This is a genomic window from Microbacterium esteraromaticum (assembly GCF_900163815.1).
Taxonomy (GTDB): domain Bacteria; phylum Actinomycetota; class Actinomycetes; order Actinomycetales; family Microbacteriaceae; genus Microbacterium; species Microbacterium esteraromaticum_B.
This window is the reverse complement of sequence record NZ_FUKO01000026.1, coordinates 24,089-40,412: the sequence shown is the minus strand read 5'-3', so window position 1 is coordinate 40,412 and position 16,324 is coordinate 24,089. Positions and strand designations below refer to the sequence as shown.

The following is a 16,324-nucleotide window of genomic DNA, read 5'->3' as shown; positions in this document are numbered from 1 at the left end:
TCTGGCATAGCTGCTACTGGATCGCGCCTCGGCGTCGGCGCAGTACGAGCACTCCGCCGCCGATCAGCAGCAGCAGGGCCGCCATCAGCACCCACGGTGCGATCTGCCCACCGGTGATCGCCAGCGGCGTGAGCACCGGGTGCTCCGTGCCGCTCGGAGGCGGCGTGATCGTCTCACCACCGGGGGGCGTTGCCGACGCGGTGGCCACGTTGGCCAGCGTCTCGCCGGCGGCATCGGCGTTCACGGTCACCGCGTAGGTGATCGTGACCGTCTCGCCCTCGGCAAGGCTGCCCGTCCAGCTCAGCTCGTTGCCGTCGATGACAGCCGGGGCGACCTCACGGTCTCCGACGGTCACCGTGGCGGCGCCGTTCAGCTTCGCGTGGTTCAGCACCTTGCTGAGGTCATCGGTGATGACGACCTCATCGAGACCCGTCTCGCCGGTGTTGACGCCGGTGAGGGTGTAGGTCACGGTGCTGCCCGTGGCGATCTTCGTGCCGGATGCCGGGTTCGAGGTCTTCTCGAACTCGAAGCCTGGCGTGCCGACAGGGTGCTCGGTGGTCGCCGGAGGAGGCGTGAGCTCCGCACCGCCCGGAGGCACCGCGACACCTTCCACCGTGTTCTGCAGCGTCTCGCCGCCGGCGTCGCCGTTCACCGTCACCGAGTAGGTGATGGTGACGCGCTCGCCGATTGCAAGGGCGCCGCTCCACGTCAGCTCGCCGTCGACGATGGCGGGTGCCGCGGCATCCGTCTCGCCGATGACTGCCGCCACGTCGTCGTTGTAGACGCTGTTCGCGAGCACCGCCGACAGGTCGTCGGTGATCGTCACCGGCTCGAGTGCGGTCTCGCCGGTGTTGATGCCCGTCACCGTGTAAGTGATGACGCTGCCCGGGTCGACGCGCGTTCCCGTTGCCGGGTCAGCGGTCTTGACGATCTCGAAACCGGGCTCGTTGACCGGGTGCTCCGTCGTCGACGGAGGCGTCTCGATCGGCGGCGCGCCGCCGGGAGGGTTCGCCGTGCCGTTTACGGTGTTCGCGATGGTCTCGCCGCCGGCATCCGCGTTCACGGTCACCGAGTAGGTGATCGTGACTGTCTCGCCGACTGCGAGCGCACCGGTCCACGACAGTTCGCCGTCAGCGACGACGGGTGCGGAGGCATCCGCGCCGTCAATCATTGCGGTGACGTCGTCGTTGTACGAAGCGTGCGCGAGCACGTCCGACAGGTCGTCGACGATCGAGACCGGGTCGAGAGCCGTCTCACCGGTGTTGACACCCGTCACCGTGTAGGTGATGGTGCTGCCCGGGTCGACGCGCGTTCCCGACTCCGGATCGGCGCTCTTCGAGACCGAGAATCCAGGCACGTTCACCGGGTTTTCGGTGGTGCTGGGCGGCGGGGTGATCTCGTTGCCACCAGGAGGTGTCGCGGTACCACTTGCCGTGTTCTGCAGCACTTCACCGGGTGCGTTGCCACCCACCGTCACCGAGTAGGTAATGGTGACCGTCTCGCCCACGGCGAGTGCTCCGCTCCACGCCAGCGAGTCGTCTCCGACCACAGGATCCGCAGCTGCGGATCCGTTGATCATCGCGACGGCGTCACCGTTGTAGGTGCCGAACTCGAGCACGCCCGAGAGGTCGTCGCTGATCGCGACGGGATCGAGCGCCGTCTCGCCGGTGTTCACGCCGGTGAGGGTGTAGGTCAGCACGTCGCCCGGGTCGACTGCCGTTCCGGATGCCGGGTCCACGGTCTTATCGAAGGTGAATCCGGGGGTGTTGACCGGGTGCTCGGTGGTCACCGTCGGTGGAACCACCGGGGTGCCGGGCGTGGTCGGGCTGTCGGGGTTGCTCGGGTCTTCGGGCATCAGCGGGGTCGCCGTGCCGTTGACCGTGTTCTGGATCGTCTCGCCACCGGCGTCTGCGTCGACGGTCACCGAGTAGGTGATGACGACGTTCGCGCCGGGTGCCAGCGTGCCGTTCCAGGTGAGCGTGTCACCGTCGACGGCGGCAGAGCCGGTCGTCGCAGAGACGTCACCGTTGTACTCGGCGTGTGCGAGTGCGCCGGCGAGGTTGTCGGTGATCTGGGCGGGGTCGAGCACGGTGTCACCGGTGTTGGTTCCGGTCACGGTGTACTCGATGACGCTGCCCGGGTCGACACGGGTGCCCGATGCCGGGTCAGCCGTCTTTTCGACGGTGAATCCGGGGTTGATGACCGGGTGCACAGTCTCCGCCGGCGGCGGGTTGATCGGGTCACCCGGAGTCGTCGGGCTGTCGGGGTTGGTCGGGTCGGTGGGGATCAGCGGTGTCGCTTCGCCCTCGACCGTGTTGCGCAGCAGCACGCCGGTGGCGTCCTCGGACACGGTCACCGAGTAGGTGATCGAGACGGTCGCTTCTGGCTGAAGCACACCCGTCCAGGTGAGGGCACTCCCCGTGACCTCGACCGTCCCCACGGTCGAGGTCACGTCGTCGTTGTACGACGCATCAGCGAGCACGGCCGACAGGTCATCAGTGATCGATGCGGGGTCAAGGACCGTGTTCCCCGTGTTGGTGCCCGTGATGGTATAGGTGATCGTGTCGCCGCCGCGGACGGCGGTTCCGGATGCCGGGTCGGCCGACTTCGCGATCTCGAAGCCGTTGTCGACGACCGGGTGGGTCGTCTCGGCGGGCGGAGGCGTGATCGGGTCGCCCGGAGTGGTCGGGCTGTCCGGGTTCGTCGGGTCGGTCGGGATCAGCGGTGTGACCGTACCGGTCGCGATGTTCGTCAGCAGTGCGCTCTGCACGCCTTCGTTCACCGTGACGCTGTACTGGATGCTGACAGCAGCACCCACCGGCAGCGAACCGTTCCAGGTGAGGGTGTCGCCCGTGACTTCGACATCACCACGGTCGGCCGTGGCGTCGTCGTTGTAGCCGGCGTTGTCGAGAACAGCCGACAGGTCGTCGACGATCTCTGCCGGGTTCAGCTCGGTGTCACCGATGTTGGTGCCGGTGACCGTGTAGGTGATGGTGTCACCGGCCTGCACTGCGCTGCCCGATGCCGGGTCGGCCGACTTGCTGATCGTGAAGCCCGATCCGATCACCGGGTGCTCGGTGGTGACCGTGGGCGGGTTGATGGGGTCTCCCGGCACCGGCGGACCGTTCGGGTCTTCGGGGTTGGGAGTGATCGGGGTGGCGGTGCCCGAGACCGTGTTGCGCACGATCTCGCCCGAGGTGTCGTCGCTGACGGTCACCGAGTAGGTGATCGTGACAGCGTCGCCGGCCTGCAGCGTTCCGGTCCACGCGAGGTCTTCTCCCGTGATGGATGTTGCGCCGCTGGTGACAGTGGTGCCGTTGATCTGGGTGGTGATGTCGTTGTTGTACTCCGCGTGAGCGAAGACACCGCTGAGGTCATCGGCGATGGATGCAGGGTTCAGCGTGGTGGCACCGGTGTTGGTGCCGGTGACGGTGTAGGTGATGGTCTGTCCGGGCTGCACGACGCTGCCCGTCGCGGGGTCAGCGGTCTTCGCGACCGTGAAGCCGGCGACAGGGTGTTCGGTGATCACAGCGGGTGGCACGATCGGGTCGAACCCGGGAGGGGTACCGGATGCGGTCACGCGGTTGGCGATGGTCTCACCCTCGACGTCTTCGTTCACGACGACCGAGTAAGTGATGGTGACGATCTGCCCGGGCTCGAGAGCACCGGTCCAAGCGAGGTCGGTGCCGATGATGGCGGCTGCCCCTGAAGTGACTTCGGTGCCGTCGATCGATGTGGTGACGTCGCCCTGGTAGTCGGCGTTGTCGAGGACACCGCTGAGGTCATCCGCGATGGTCACAGGGTCAAGTACGGTGTTGCCGGCGTTCTCGGCTTCGACGGTGTAAGTGATCTGCTGGCCGGGCTGCACGGAGGCGCCGGTGGATGGATCCGACGTCTTGCGCAGGTCGAGACCGGGAGTGAGCTTCGCGTTGACGAAGGTACAGACCATGTCTGTGCCGAGCGGACCGGCAGGCTGGTTCGCGACGTTTCCGGTCACGGGAACCGGCGTCGTGCCGGCGGCTGTCACCTGCTCGCACGAGAGTGACGATGCGTATTGACCGAGGTCGGCGGTACCGGCTGCAAATTCAGCAAACGTGAAGGAGTCGCCCTGATTGACGAAGATCGGGCCCGCATAATCGGGCTGCACCCCACTCGCATTGCCGGTGGTGGTGGCCTCGACGGTCGGGACCTGGTAGTCCGAAGGCCCGTCGATGCGCAGCGCGAACTGGTCGCTGGCCGCCTGACGTCCCTCAGGAAGGCTCTTCTTCAGCGTGAGCGTGTTCGGGAACGTGCAGCTCGCCATGTCAGTCGGCGAGAAGCTGCCGAGACTCGTGGTGTTGACGACCTCACCACGAGGCAGGTCGACCTCGATGATGCGGTTCGGGTTCGAGCCGCGAGCTGCCGCCGAGACCAAGATCCGGCCGAGGTTGCCGAAGGCGATGCCGTTGCCTTCGACGCCAGCCGCCATCTGGAAGACTTCCTTGGCGTCGACCATCGCTGTGCTGCCCGAGACGTCTTCGGGCAGATCAGCCGAATAGATGACGTTGTCAGCGACGAGGAGCAGCTGGCCCGACGCGCTGAACGCCATGTCGCCATTCGCTCCGAAGTCTGCGCTGCCGGTGGTGGGGCTCAACGTGCCGACCTGCACCGGTGTGGACGTGCCCTCGTTCCAGGCGTAGATCTTGATCTCGTTGTCCGCGGTGCCGCTGGCGAAGTAGTACACGCCGGTGACGGGGTGCACCGCCCCGCGAAGCAGCGACGCGTCGAGCGGCGCGGTGATCGGGTCCGAGACCGTCGTCACGTTCGTCTGCCGGTCGTGCTTCGACACGCGCTTAGGAGTGCTGCTGTTGGTGATGGTGTACGCGTAGCGTCCGTTGGCAGAGATGCCGAGGCCGTTGTTCTGGTGGTTGGTTCCGAGGCTGGAGGGGTTGAGCGTGCCGCCGGTGGCGCTCACCTGGAACTCGCGCACCTCGGTTGCGCTCTGCACGTAGACCGAGCCCGGTGTGCACGAGAACGGATCTGCCGCCGCGGCGGGTGCCGCACCGACCGTTCCGGCGAAGAGGAACGACGTGGTGATCAGCGCTGTGCTCGCGACGCTGCTGACCGCTCTCTTCAGTCGGCGACCGAAGCGACTATTCAGCCACGGTTGCCTCTCATCTGGCACGTGTTGTTTCTGCCCAGCACGAAATATCAAGATTGCCCCTCCCCTGGTACGAGTCCGATGCCGGTCGGGCGCTCGGACAGCCTCAGAGGCAGGCTGCGAAGTGTAGGTCGTCGGGTAACGACAGGCAGTATGCGGTCTGGGGCCTCTGACAGGTTGGCCTCTCGCCCGCCCGGCGCTGAGGGATTGCGCCGGAATTCACCCCGGAATTCACCCTCTCGGTTCGCGCGGGCGCGGCCGCAGCCTCAGTGCGCGCACATTCCTCTCGCCTAGGCTCTGGCTCATGCCCGTCCCCCGCCTGCCGCTGGTCACGATCGCCGCGCGCGTGATGCTCGTGCCGTACACCGTGGCGCTGGCGCTGATCGTCTGGTTGCCCGCATCGGCGGCGGCGAAGGCCACCGGCATCGTGTTCCGATTCGCGCGCTTCGTGAGCGCACATTCCGAGATCTCGCTCTCGACCAGCTACACAGTCTTCGAGTTCTTGGCCAACATCGCGCTGTTCGTGCCGCTGGGGCTGCTGCTGGTCGCGGCGCGCCCGCGTGCTAATGCCGGGGTGGTGCTGCTGATCGGCTACTCCGCCAGCGCAACGATTGAGCTTGTGCAGACATTGCTGCCCAGCCGATTCCCGACGCTGTCGGACGTCATCGCCAACACGATCGGCACGGCGATCGGATGCCTGACCGCGCGGATGCTCGTGCGGCGGCATCCGCCGCGCACCTACTGGGTGGTCGAGCCCAGTGAGCGCGTGGGACAACGGCAGTGACGAGCCTCCGCGCGCATCTACCTCGTCACCACACACACTTACGATTGAGACCATGTCTTTGACGAGAGCCGAGCTCCGCGCCCAAAAGCAGCGCCGACCCCTGTTGCGCAGCTTCCGCTTCTGGGTTCCGGTCGGAATTCTCGTCTTACTGTTGGCCATCGCCATCCCGGGCGCCATCATCGGCAAGCAGGTATACGACCGCGCCATGTCGGCGAAGACTTCTCTCGAGAAGGCCATGCCTCTTGCGTCGACGGCCGCACAGCAGGTGCTCGCTGGCGACGGCGAGGCCGCGAAGGCGACGACCGCACAGATCGCGAAGCTGACGGCGGATGCCAAGAAGCAGACCGACGACGGCATGTGGAAGGGCCTGGAGTGGGTGCCGGTCGCAGGCCCGAACCTGTATGCGGTGCGCACGGCGGCGGCGGTCACCGATGATCTCGTGCGGGAAGCACTGACTCCGGCGACGGCCCTGTCACTCGACGCAGTCCAGCCGAAGGATGGCGCGATCGACCTGACTGGCATCACCGCGATGCAGAAGGTGGCCGATCAGGCCGCCGCGGCTGTGAACAAGGCATCGACGGATCTCGCTTCAATCGACCGCGGACCGCTCATCACCGAAGTCGATGGCGCTCTCGAGAAGCTCACGAGCGCAATCGGTGAGGTGCAACCGGTGCTTGGCCCCGCCTCTGAAATTCTTGGGGTGCTGCCGCAGGCGCTGGGAGCCGAGAAGCCCCGTCATTACCTGATGATCTTCCAGAACAATGCCGAATCGCGCGGCACCGGCGGTAACCCTGCCACCCTTGTGATGATCGACGTTGACAAGGGCAAGATCAGCATCGGGCAACAGGCGTCCAGCGCGGACTTCGACAACGGCCGCTCCACGCCGGTAACCGCGCTCGATCCCGAAACCGCCGCTCTGTATGGCGACAAGATCGGGCGTTGGATACAGGACTCCACGCTGAGTCCCGACTTCACCGAGACAGCGGGTATCGTGCGCGCATGGTGGTCTGAAGCGTTCGGAACTCCGGTCGACGCAGTCGCCTCGTTCGACCCGGTGGCACTCAGCTATCTACTCGCCGCGGCGGGCCCAGCCGTAGTGCCGAACAAGACAGTTGAGATCGAAGAGCACAGCACGCCCGTGCTCAATGAGCCGCTGACCCTGACAGCCGAGAACGCGGTGCCATTCCTACTCAATGGTGTGTATTCGCAGTACCCCGACCCGCTGCGTCAAGATGCGGTGTTCGGCTTGTCCGCCCAGGCCGTGTTCAATGCCGTGACGTCGGGTGACGTCGACCCCAAGGCTCTTCTCGAGAGCTTGACCCGTGCCATCGATGAGGGCCGGCTGATGTACCAGCCAGCCACCAAAGCCGAGGCAGCTTTGGTTAGTGAATCACGGCTCTCAGGAAAGCTGCCGCGCACGAATTCGGATGAAACGATGGTCGGCGCCTACGTGAACGACTACACCGAGGGAAAGCTCGACTACTACATGCAGCTCGATCTAGCGGCGTCATCCACTCAGTGCAGTGCCCCGGCAGCACCGACGTTCACGGTGAGCGCCACCCTGACGAATACGCTCACGCCGGAGCAGGCACCGGAGTTGCCGAGTTACATTGCCCCTGGCCGGTTCTTCAAGAAGGGCGACGTCGCTACGCGCCTCGTGCTGTATGGCCCCGTCGGTGCGACGTCGGCCACTGTGACGGTCGATGGCAAGTCTGTGAACCGCGTGGCGCGCCCGCACCTCGGGCGACCTGCCGTGCTCGTGCCGATCATGAATGCACCCGGACAGAAGCACACGGTGACGGTGGAATTCGACGGCGCGAAGGGCAAGTACGGTCCGCTCGAGGTACGCCACACACCGATGGTGCGCGATACACCGGTAGCGATCGCCATGCCCGACTGCGGCTAATCGGTTCGTGCGCGAGCGCGCCGCCGGGTCGAAGCGTCGAAAGACCACCCTCTCGGTCGCCTGTGCTCATAAACAGTGCCGACGGCATCACTCGCCCGACTCTGCGTCGGCCTGACCGTGGCCGGGTGCGCGAGGTGCTGATGCACTCTTCACTGCGTTGTCTCGACGCGCGCGCAGGGTGGCCGTGCGCAAGCGCTGGTCAATCACGAGATAGCCGAGCAGACACAGCAGCTCGCTGCGTCGAAAGGAGTGAATGCCGGTGAAGCCGCCGCCCACTGCGCTCGGTTGCCGCCGAAAGTCTGCTCGTCGAGCGCGACCCGGTGCTAGCGACGGCCCGCGAGCACCGCTCGCAAGTGGTGCAGCTGGCACCGGCGATGCTGCACCACCCGTTCACTGTGCGCGAGTTCGGGCACCTGGCAAGCACTCTCGCCGACGCCGCGCGTCGGGGCGTGGCATCGGTAGGTTCAGATGACGTCGCAAGCGCACGACATATGACCTGTCCACTTCGCAGAACAGTAGAGCAGAGCGCTAAACTTTTGGGCGGAGATGCGCACTCGGGCGCAGAGGATCGGGGAACACATGCGAATTGCCGTCGTCGGCACTGGCTACGTCGGACTTTCGAACGCGGTTATTCTTGCACGACATAATCATGTCATCGCGGTCGACATCGATGCGGATCGCGTTGAAATGATCTCGAATCGCCGATCCCCGATCATCGATGCAGAGTTGTCAGAATATTTCGCGAACGTCGAGCTGAACCTGGTGGCTACCCTCGACGCTGAAGCCGCCTACCGCGACGCTGACTACGTCATCGTGGCGACGCCGACGAACTACGACCCAGACACGAACGCCTTCGATACTTCGTCAGTTGAGGAGGTGACAGCCGCAGCGCTGAAAATCAACCCGGCGGCCCGGATCGTAGTCAAGTCGACGGTTCCGGTTGGTTTCACAGAACAGCTGCGCAGGCGGCACCCAAACCGAACTATTCTCTTCTCCCCGGAATTCCTGCGCGAGGGTCGCGCGCTCTTCGACAACCTGCATCCTTCCCGAATCATCGTTGGAGACCAGAGCGAGATCGGGGAGTCGTTCGCGCAGATGATGCTCTCCGGCAGCCTGGAAACAAATGTGCCGGTACTTCTCACGAACGCGACCGAGGCCGAAGCCATCAAGCTGTTCTCAAATACATACCTCGCGCTACGCGTGGCCTACTTTAATGAACTCGACACCTACGCAGCTTTGCATGGACTCGATTCCCGCCAGGTGATCGACGGCGTGGGGCTAGATCCGCGCATTGGCACCCATTACAACAACCCTTCCTTCGGCTACGGCGGATATTGCTTACCCAAGGACACCAGGCAGTTGCTCGCCAATTACGACCAGGTGCCTCAGAATCTCATCACGGCCGTGGTCGATGCCAACCGCACACGCAAGGACTTCGTCGCTGACGACATTCTGAGCCGCCATCCTCGGACAGTCGGCATCTACCGACTGATCATGAAAGAAGGTTCGGACAATTTTCGTGAGTCCGCAGTACAGGGCATCATGAAACGCATTAAAGCCAAGGGAATCGAAGTTATAGTCTACGAACCATGCCTTGAACACGACTCGTTCTTTGGTTCGAAAGTGCTGTCCGACCTCGATGAGTTTAAACTCGAATCGGACCTGATCATTGCCAATCGCCACACGGGACTACTCGACGACGTCGCGGCCAAAGTGTACACCCGTGATCTCTATGGGCGAGACTGATTTCACCTGGGCCTGTGCGCCAAGCAGTGGGTCAACAACAGCTGAGAACCGTCCCCATTTGTGAGCGATCGCTAGCTTCGGTTCTTCATCGCCCGGTAGATCGCACGGATCCAGGCCTCTTTCAATGGCGATGATTCCAAAGGATCGCAATTAGTAGTTCTCCGCGACCGGCCAACGATCGGCGAAGGTGCTGGCGAATGCGCTGCAACTGAACATACATCGCATCGTCCATCGAGTGCGGCTGCGACCAGTGGGGCGAGGCTACGGGGACAAGACGCAGGAGCTTCAACGCGGCCTGCTCGGTCGGGAACCGGTCTCGCGGACGGACTACGCTGCGGTACGTCGCGTTAAGAGACCCCAACGCGTTCGCGGAATAGATCCCGGCGCGGATCTCGAGGTCGGCCCCAGTCGACAAGTACACGAAGCAACTGGATAAACCGGCCCGTCGGCCCGAAGCGCCGATTCACTGCTTCAGAACATCTCGGTCTTTCATCGCACTCGCCGCCCAGCGGTGCGCATCTCGAAGATGGAGAGCTACGCTGCGCGAGGGCCAACGCCCGATAGAACCGTGAGAGCGGTGGCTATAGCGAATCCCCTCATCGTACACACAGCGAAGGCCAGCGCGCTCAGCCTGCAAACCTACAAATATCTCTTCAGCGTACAAGAAGCACGGGAAATCAAACCCACCCGAAGCTTGCAAATACTCAGCGGTGAAAATCATTAAGGCTCCGTGCGGCGCGAACACCGAGGAGCCATCTAGGATCCCGGCAGACCCACGCCCAATGCGAGCAAGCAACTTGCGCTTAAGATCACCGGCCTGCTTATGGACCGACAACGCGAAATACGACTCGTACATACGACCAAGGCGCGAAAGATGCCGAACCGTCGGCGGCTCAATTAGATGGAGCTGCCTCGTTCGGTGGCCCTCAGCCGACACCAGTTGCGGAGCGATAACGCCTACATGGCGCTCACGCATATGCACCTTCGTCAGATCCAAATGATCAACAACAGCACCCAATTCAAACATCAGATCGGTGTTGCTGACAATGAGAAAGTCTACCTTCGCAAGGTGGGGCATCCGAGTGATGGCATGTCGAACCGCACCCAAATAGCCAAGATTAGCGGCGAACAGGACAGATACTCCATCGTGCGATGCGATACGATCAAGCGCGGCGTGATCACGCCTATCCGATTCCGTATTATCCACCACGACGATATCGCATGCAGTATTGATTTGCTGGCTACGTAAGAACCTTTCGAGATGCGAATAGTCGCGGTAGTTCACGAACACAATAGCCGTAGATGAGTCATCCATGAGAACCCTTTCGAGTACTGGTCAGAAGCGGCCAATCTGATGTGGTGCTACCTTGGCCGAATATTTTCATGAGCAACGGGATCAGCACCGCCGCCAAGACATTCCCGACAAAAGCCCAATAGCTAAAAATGAAGCTAGTTAGTATCCATGTCTGAATAAGGAAAAACAATGAAACCTGAATGCTACGTGAGGAAATACGATTTGACATGGCTGCGCGCCCCAGAAAACCCACGAACCCCATGAACAGCACAGCGCCCAACAAGCTGAAGTCATGAATCAAACCTCGAAAAGATGTATAAATGTTCGCGGGTTCGGTGGGGGTAAGCCAAACATACCCAGTATATCCACCTACCGTCCGTTCCTCTATCCCGAGGTTGTCGTAGAAACCCATGAACGTGAAATCGCCGGGCAAATGGGGTGGCTCCTCTGGAGCAAATCCGTCCCACCACAGCGAGAATCCCGGCAAACTGCCCCAAGGCCACCGTCGCAGATGTTCTAACACCTCGGAGATCGAGCGAGCCCCCGATTCGCCGAATCTCATCACCTGGAATCCCACAAAAACGACTACCAGGAAGCAGGCACCTATTCCCATAATCAGGAGCATGCGTGGCGTGAATATACCTGGGTATCGCAGTTCGCGACTCAACTGCGCACGGGCATAGACGTAGGCGAGCACTGCGATAAACAGCAGGTACACTAGCGTTGACCGAGTTGTCACAATCGCGTTGCCGAGCGCAAATATACCCACAGGTAGCAGCAACGGTAGGCGCAACCTGCGCGTCGTGGTCGCGTCCATCACTATGACAGCAACATAAGCAAGAACGCATGCGCTTGCCACGCTCCCGTAGAGAGGTATTTCGACACCTTCGGTATATCTTTCGCGTGTCGCAATCTGCGCAATCGCCGCCAACCGGCCAAGGTTAAAGAATATTCGATAGTCAATGCCAACAGACGACGCAACGGCGTGGAAGCTGACCAGCGAAACAACCAGGCCGAACGCGAAAAGAGCCTTGGTTGACCTTAGTCGGAAACCATAGGTGTCCTTTTGTACACGCTCAGGCAGTACTCTCGACAGACAAGACCCGCACACGGTGGCTAGGACAAACCCCTGAAGAACCAGGTTGGCCACACCAGACATATAGTACTCCGGAGCGAGCACGCGCGTCGCAATGGCGCTACCACCCAAGAGTAACGCAAGCAGAGCACCGGGCGACCACCATGTCCGCTCGACCACGCGTGCAATAAAAAGCGTGCACAACCACGACAAAATAATCACTGCTTCGCGTGCCTTCGGTCTCGCGCTGAGGGCACCGCTAGCCAAATGTGAACCTGGAGATATCGACCCAACCAGGAGATTTGCAAGACATATTGCACAGCGAAGGCGGCAACCGTCGCCCAGGCAGCGTTCACCGGACCTATGCCGGGATCAACTATAAGTATCAAGACCAACAGGCCGGCGCTCAAGGCAAGAGTAGTCAGGACTACCCATGCCCGGCCGGTCATCTTTAGAATTTCATCGGACAGACCGCCAATGGCCTCAGCGTATATGCCGACGAGTAGCACGCATAGTACGGCGACTGTGCCAGCGTACGCTGGCCCAAACACAAGAGGAATCAACCATCCCCCCATCGCTGCAGTCGCTATGATCGCGCTCGTTGCGACTGCGGCGCTAAAATACGACGCACGTCTCGATAGCCGCCCGATGCCCGGCCAATTATTGTCAGCCGCTAGCGTGACGATCTCAGGCCTTGATGAGAAGCGAATGGAGCCCAGCACGGCAGTTGCGACAACCGCAAGCCTTGATGCGGCCGCATAGGTGGCCGCTCCCCCGGGGTCTCCGTGAACAGCCAGTAGCCAAACCGGAAGCCAAGGCAACATCCCTTGTAGGAGACGCGCCGTCGCGATTGGCATTCCGATAGTGATCAATTTGCCCGCCGACCGGCACACCTGTACGAGTTCGTTCCATGCTGGCGCAATATCACCACAACGGGCAGCACGCGTGCAAATGACTACGATCATCAGGGACGCGCAAGACAATAAAGCACCCATTGTTGCCCAGTACACCATGCCACTTAGGGTGGGCGAGTCGGCGATAAACAAATACGGCACAAGTGTCAACATGTAGCCAATGTTGATGGAGGCGTACATTCCAAAGTTTCCCCAGGTTCCACTGCGGAAGGTAATCATCGCTTGACTTATTGCAAGAACTTCAGCGTAACCAAACAACCAGATGGCGAATAGTGTCGCAATGCCAACACTCTGTCCACAAGCTAACGCGATGAGCAACACGAAGCCGCACAATGGAATATTGATGATGGTAGAAGCCATCAGACCCATACTCCGCAGGCTGGCACTGTCTTCAGCGACAGGACACAGTTTAACAATAGCGTCGGGAATACCCAGCCCAGACGCGAGGTGAACGACGGCGACGGCACCGAAGAGCGCGAAGTATCCGCCTGCTATTTCCAAATCGACGGACCTGGCAACCAGAAGAACAATTGCAAACTGGAGCAGTAGTCCCACGTACCGCCACAGCATTGGTTGCGCCATTCGTTGCAGCGCGAATACCTGCGCCCGAAATCGCTGGCGCTTGCTCTGGACCAATGTAATCACCTGCTTCCGCCTCGCGTAGCAGCCTAGCGCGACTTCGCTGGAGACCAGGTAGCCACAGTCTGGCCCCGCATCGCCCGAGCGACGCCGAGAAGTGTGGCGAGCAAAGCCAAAACAACCTCGCTGATCTGACCGACAACGCCATGTTGAATTCGTGCTCCAGCGAAGATCGAAATTGCAATCAAAACTAACGCCGCTGATCCACCCCAGAGGGAATAATGGAATGCGATGAGAAGGGTGAGAGCCACCCCGACAAGGAGGAAGAGCCCGCCAAACCATCGCACCGTTTTGCGTGACGTGTACTTAAATTTGTCCAGGGTAGACATTTGCTTCAACTGCGGGCGAAGAAAAAGGTGGGTATGGAACGCGCGAGCAGCGATTCGCACTTTTCTTGCGAATTCGTCACCTCTCGCCGACACTAACCGCTCGTACGCAATAACGTTATCGGCTTTGACAAGACGCCGGCCCTCGAAAACGGCCGTCATTGATACCGTGAGATCATCCAAAACCGTGTCGGGGAATTCAGGATAGATTTCGCGACGCAGCGAAAAGATCGAGCCGTCAGCACCCATGACGTTGCCGGTGCGCGATTCCCATGATTTTAGCTTTTCCTCTAGTCGCCAATACGCTCCGCCCACGGATGCCGTCGCGCTGTCCTGCGAGTTGAGATAGCGAAGCGTCCCGCATACGCCGCTCACATTTGGGTCCCGGTACCAGTCGAGCAGGTGATCGATTGCATCATCGTCGACCACCACGTTGGCGTCTGTAAAGATGAGGACTTCTCCCGTCGCGAGCCCCGCCAAATGTTTCATTCCGTGCGCTTTTCCCAGACGTCCACCGCCGTCAACGACCGTGAGTAGATCCGGGCGCATGCGCAAACGTTCCAGCGTGTCGTCGGAACTTCCGTCGCTGTACGCCAGGACTTCAAGCTGGTGATAGCGTTGCTTCAACATTTCGATGTTCCTGAGCTTCTCCGTCAGCGCCGCCCCCTCGTTATAAGCGCAGAACATCAACGTTGCTGATTTGGGGCGCAAACCGGTGTATTCGATCTCTACGGTAGGGATGAATCGCAGGACAATCGGGTAGATCACATACGGGTAGATCACCACGAGCATGCACAGCACGAACAGCATCGTTAAAACGATGACCATGTTCCCGTCCTCCATCGAGTTGAGTTCCTTTGAGTCGTTCCGCTTGTTGCGCTGTCGAATGTGTTGGTGAGCAGACTTCGGAGCTCCAGATTTCCGTATGGCACCGGGTCGTACCGGTTAATGTGCACCGTCTGCGGTGATAACAGCACGGAATGTTCTCCACAAAATGACGAGGTCGCCGACAAGCGACCAGTTCTCCACGTAGTACAAATCGAGCCTGATCGCGTCCTCCCAGGCGAGCGAGCTGCGCCCGCTCACTTGCCACAGTCCGGTGATGCCGGGCTTCACCAGTAACCGGCGGTGGTGGTGTCGATCGTAGAGTGTCACCTCTGCATCACGTTGCGGACGCGGGCCGACCAGGCTCATGGTACCGATGCTGACGTTGAACAGTTGGGGAAGCTCGTCTAGGGAGAAGCGACGCAGAATCCGACCTACACGGGTAATCCGCGGATCGTTGGTGACTTTGTGAAGTGGCTGATCTGACGTTCCCTGCGCGTCGAGCAAGGAAGCCAGTTGATCGTCGGCGTTTCGAACCATCGAACGAAACTTGAACATCGGGAACGTCTGGCCTCTGAATCCGACCCTCTCCTGCGAATAGAAGATCGGCCCCGGGCTGCTCAGTTTGACAGCAAGAGCCACGATCAACATCACCGGCGACAGCAGGAGGATAAGTATCAATGAACCGAGCACATCGAACAGTCGCTTGACGAACCGCTTGTACCCGGTGAGCTTGGGATAGTCAACGTAGATGAGTGGGAAGCCGACGGCCTGCCGCATATGGATCCGTGGCCCCGCGACGTCCGTGAGCGCGGCAGCAACGACCAAATCGACGTGGCGGTCATCAAGCTCCCACCCCAGCTTCTGCAAACGCTCGGGGGACAGGTCGTCGGCGCCGGTGATGATTACTGTGTCGACCTCAAATTCGCCGACGGTGTCGAGCAGATCGCTATAAGACCGCGCCGCTACGCCCTCCAGGTTGCGCGCGACTTGGTGCTGATCATTGGTAGCTGCCACGACGACATCGAACCCAGCGTTGATGTCGGCGCGCATCTGCGTGTGGACGTGACGCACCTTCGCAGCCTCACCCACCAACATGGTGCGATACACGTTGTTTCCCCTACGTCGCTGCCAATGCAGCCGGCGCCGCCACAAAAACCTTCCCAGCACGAGAGCGATGAGGCCTGTCGGTAGTGCGATGAGCAGGTAGCCACGGCCAATGTCCATCCGTAGTGCGAATGCGATGACAGCGAAGATCCCAAAGGCCATCAAAGTGGATGACACAACTCGACGATATTCAGATGAACCAACACCAAAGTTCTGAGTCTTCCTGGTCTCACCGATTGTGAGCATCAGGAGCCAGCCGACCACGAGCATCGCCGAAAGGAGGCTGTAAGACACCTCGATGGAGGTAGACGACACGGGCGTTGACAGATCTTCAGGGGTGGCACCAATCCGCAAGAGTTGAGCACCGAAGACGGCAATGAGAACGACGGCCACATCGGTGGCGGCCAGCTTGCGCCTGTAACGGTTCTCCCACGCGGGAGCCCCTACGCCCATCTTCCACCCGCACGGCCGCACTCAGGCGCACTAAAATAGAGCCCGTCAGTGTTCATGACCCCTCAAATACCCCCGCAGTTGATTTACCCTCAAGCTATTTTCTCACATGTCATTC

Annotated in this window: 10 protein-coding genes; 3 read left to right on the top strand and 7 right to left on the bottom strand. The window is 61.2% G+C overall.

Features of this window, described 5'->3' with window-relative positions:
* Nucleotides 1-13 precede the first annotated feature (13 nt).
* Nucleotides 14-5,164 carry an isopeptide-forming domain-containing fimbrial protein gene (locus FM104_RS11095; RefSeq protein WP_256971625.1) on the bottom strand — a complete coding sequence of 1,717 codons (5,151 nt, stop codon included), beginning with the start codon at nt 5,162-5,164 and terminating at the stop codon, nt 14-16.
* Between the two features lie 280 nt (nt 5,165-5,444).
* Between FM104_RS11095 and FM104_RS11090 the strand changes: the two genes are divergently transcribed.
* From FM104_RS11090 to FM104_RS11075, 3 genes are all read left to right on the top strand, one after another.
* The gene (locus tag FM104_RS11090) at nt 5,445-5,924 is read left to right on the top strand and encodes a VanZ family protein (RefSeq protein ID WP_087132311.1); all 480 of its coding nucleotides are present in this window, start codon (nt 5,445-5,447) and stop codon (nt 5,922-5,924) included.
* A 52-nt stretch (nt 5,925-5,976) separates the two neighbouring features.
* On the top strand, nt 5,977-7,830 hold the full coding sequence (locus FM104_RS11085; protein WP_087132310.1) for a DUF4012 domain-containing protein: 1,854 nt from the start codon (nt 5,977-5,979) through the stop codon (nt 7,828-7,830).
* A 579-nt stretch (nt 7,831-8,409) separates the two neighbouring features.
* Nucleotides 8,410-9,576 (top strand): nucleotide sugar dehydrogenase, encoded by a 1,167-nt coding sequence (locus tag FM104_RS11075; RefSeq protein ID WP_087132308.1) that lies wholly within the window; start codon nt 8,410-8,412, stop codon nt 9,574-9,576.
* A gap of 121 nt (nt 9,577-9,697) precedes the next feature.
* Here FM104_RS11075 and FM104_RS16895 read toward each other — a convergent pair whose 3' ends face one another.
* From FM104_RS16895 to FM104_RS11040, 6 genes are all read right to left on the bottom strand, one after another.
* Nucleotides 9,698-9,997, bottom strand: coding sequence for a transposase (locus tag FM104_RS16895; protein WP_087132307.1), 300 nt, complete (start codon nt 9,995-9,997; stop codon nt 9,698-9,700).
* Nucleotides 9,998-10,039: 42 nt separating this feature from the next.
* Nucleotides 10,040-10,891 carry a glycosyltransferase family 2 protein gene (locus FM104_RS16300; RefSeq protein WP_143738348.1) on the bottom strand — a complete coding sequence of 284 codons (852 nt, stop codon included), beginning with the start codon at nt 10,889-10,891 and terminating at the stop codon, nt 10,040-10,042.
* A complete protein-coding gene (locus FM104_RS11055) occupies nt 10,884-12,167 on the bottom strand; it encodes an O-antigen polymerase (RefSeq protein WP_087132304.1) in 1,284 nt (427 codons plus the stop codon). The genes FM104_RS16300 and FM104_RS11055 overlap by 8 nt, the downstream gene beginning before the upstream one ends.
* The gene (locus tag FM104_RS11050) at nt 12,164-13,504 is read right to left on the bottom strand and encodes a lipopolysaccharide biosynthesis protein (protein ID WP_087132303.1); all 1,341 of its coding nucleotides are present in this window, start codon (nt 13,502-13,504) and stop codon (nt 12,164-12,166) included. The genes FM104_RS11055 and FM104_RS11050 overlap by 4 nt, the downstream gene beginning before the upstream one ends.
* 23 nt (nt 13,505-13,527) lie before the next feature.
* On the bottom strand, nt 13,528-14,652 hold the full coding sequence (locus FM104_RS11045) for a glycosyltransferase (RefSeq protein ID WP_087132321.1): 1,125 nt from the start codon (nt 14,650-14,652) through the stop codon (nt 13,528-13,530).
* 117 nt (nt 14,653-14,769) lie between these two features.
* Entirely contained in the window at nt 14,770-16,209 is a 1,440-nt protein-coding gene (locus tag FM104_RS11040; protein ID WP_087132302.1) for a sugar transferase, read from the bottom strand.
* Nucleotides 16,210-16,324: the final 115 nt, after the last annotated feature.

Excerpts from the sequence above, each read along its gene's own strand:
- FM104_RS11040 (WP_087132302.1), bottom strand. The coding sequence starts at position 16,209 with ATGGGCGTAGGGGCTCCCGCGTGGGAGAACCGTTACAGGCGCAAGCTG.
- FM104_RS11090 (WP_087132311.1), top strand. The coding sequence starts at position 5,445 with ATGCCCGTCCCCCGCCTGCCGCTGGTCACGATCGCCGCGCGCGTGATG.
- FM104_RS11075 (WP_087132308.1), top strand. The coding sequence starts at position 8,410 with ATGCGAATTGCCGTCGTCGGCACTGGCTACGTCGGACTTTCGAACGCG.
- FM104_RS16300 (WP_143738348.1), bottom strand. The coding sequence starts at position 10,891 with ATGGATGACTCATCTACGGCTATTGTGTTCGTGAACTACCGCGACTAT.
- FM104_RS11085 (WP_087132310.1), top strand. The coding sequence starts at position 5,977 with ATGTCTTTGACGAGAGCCGAGCTCCGCGCCCAAAAGCAGCGCCGACCC.
- FM104_RS11045 (WP_087132321.1), bottom strand. The coding sequence starts at position 14,652 with ATGGTCATCGTTTTAACGATGCTGTTCGTGCTGTGCATGCTCGTGGTG.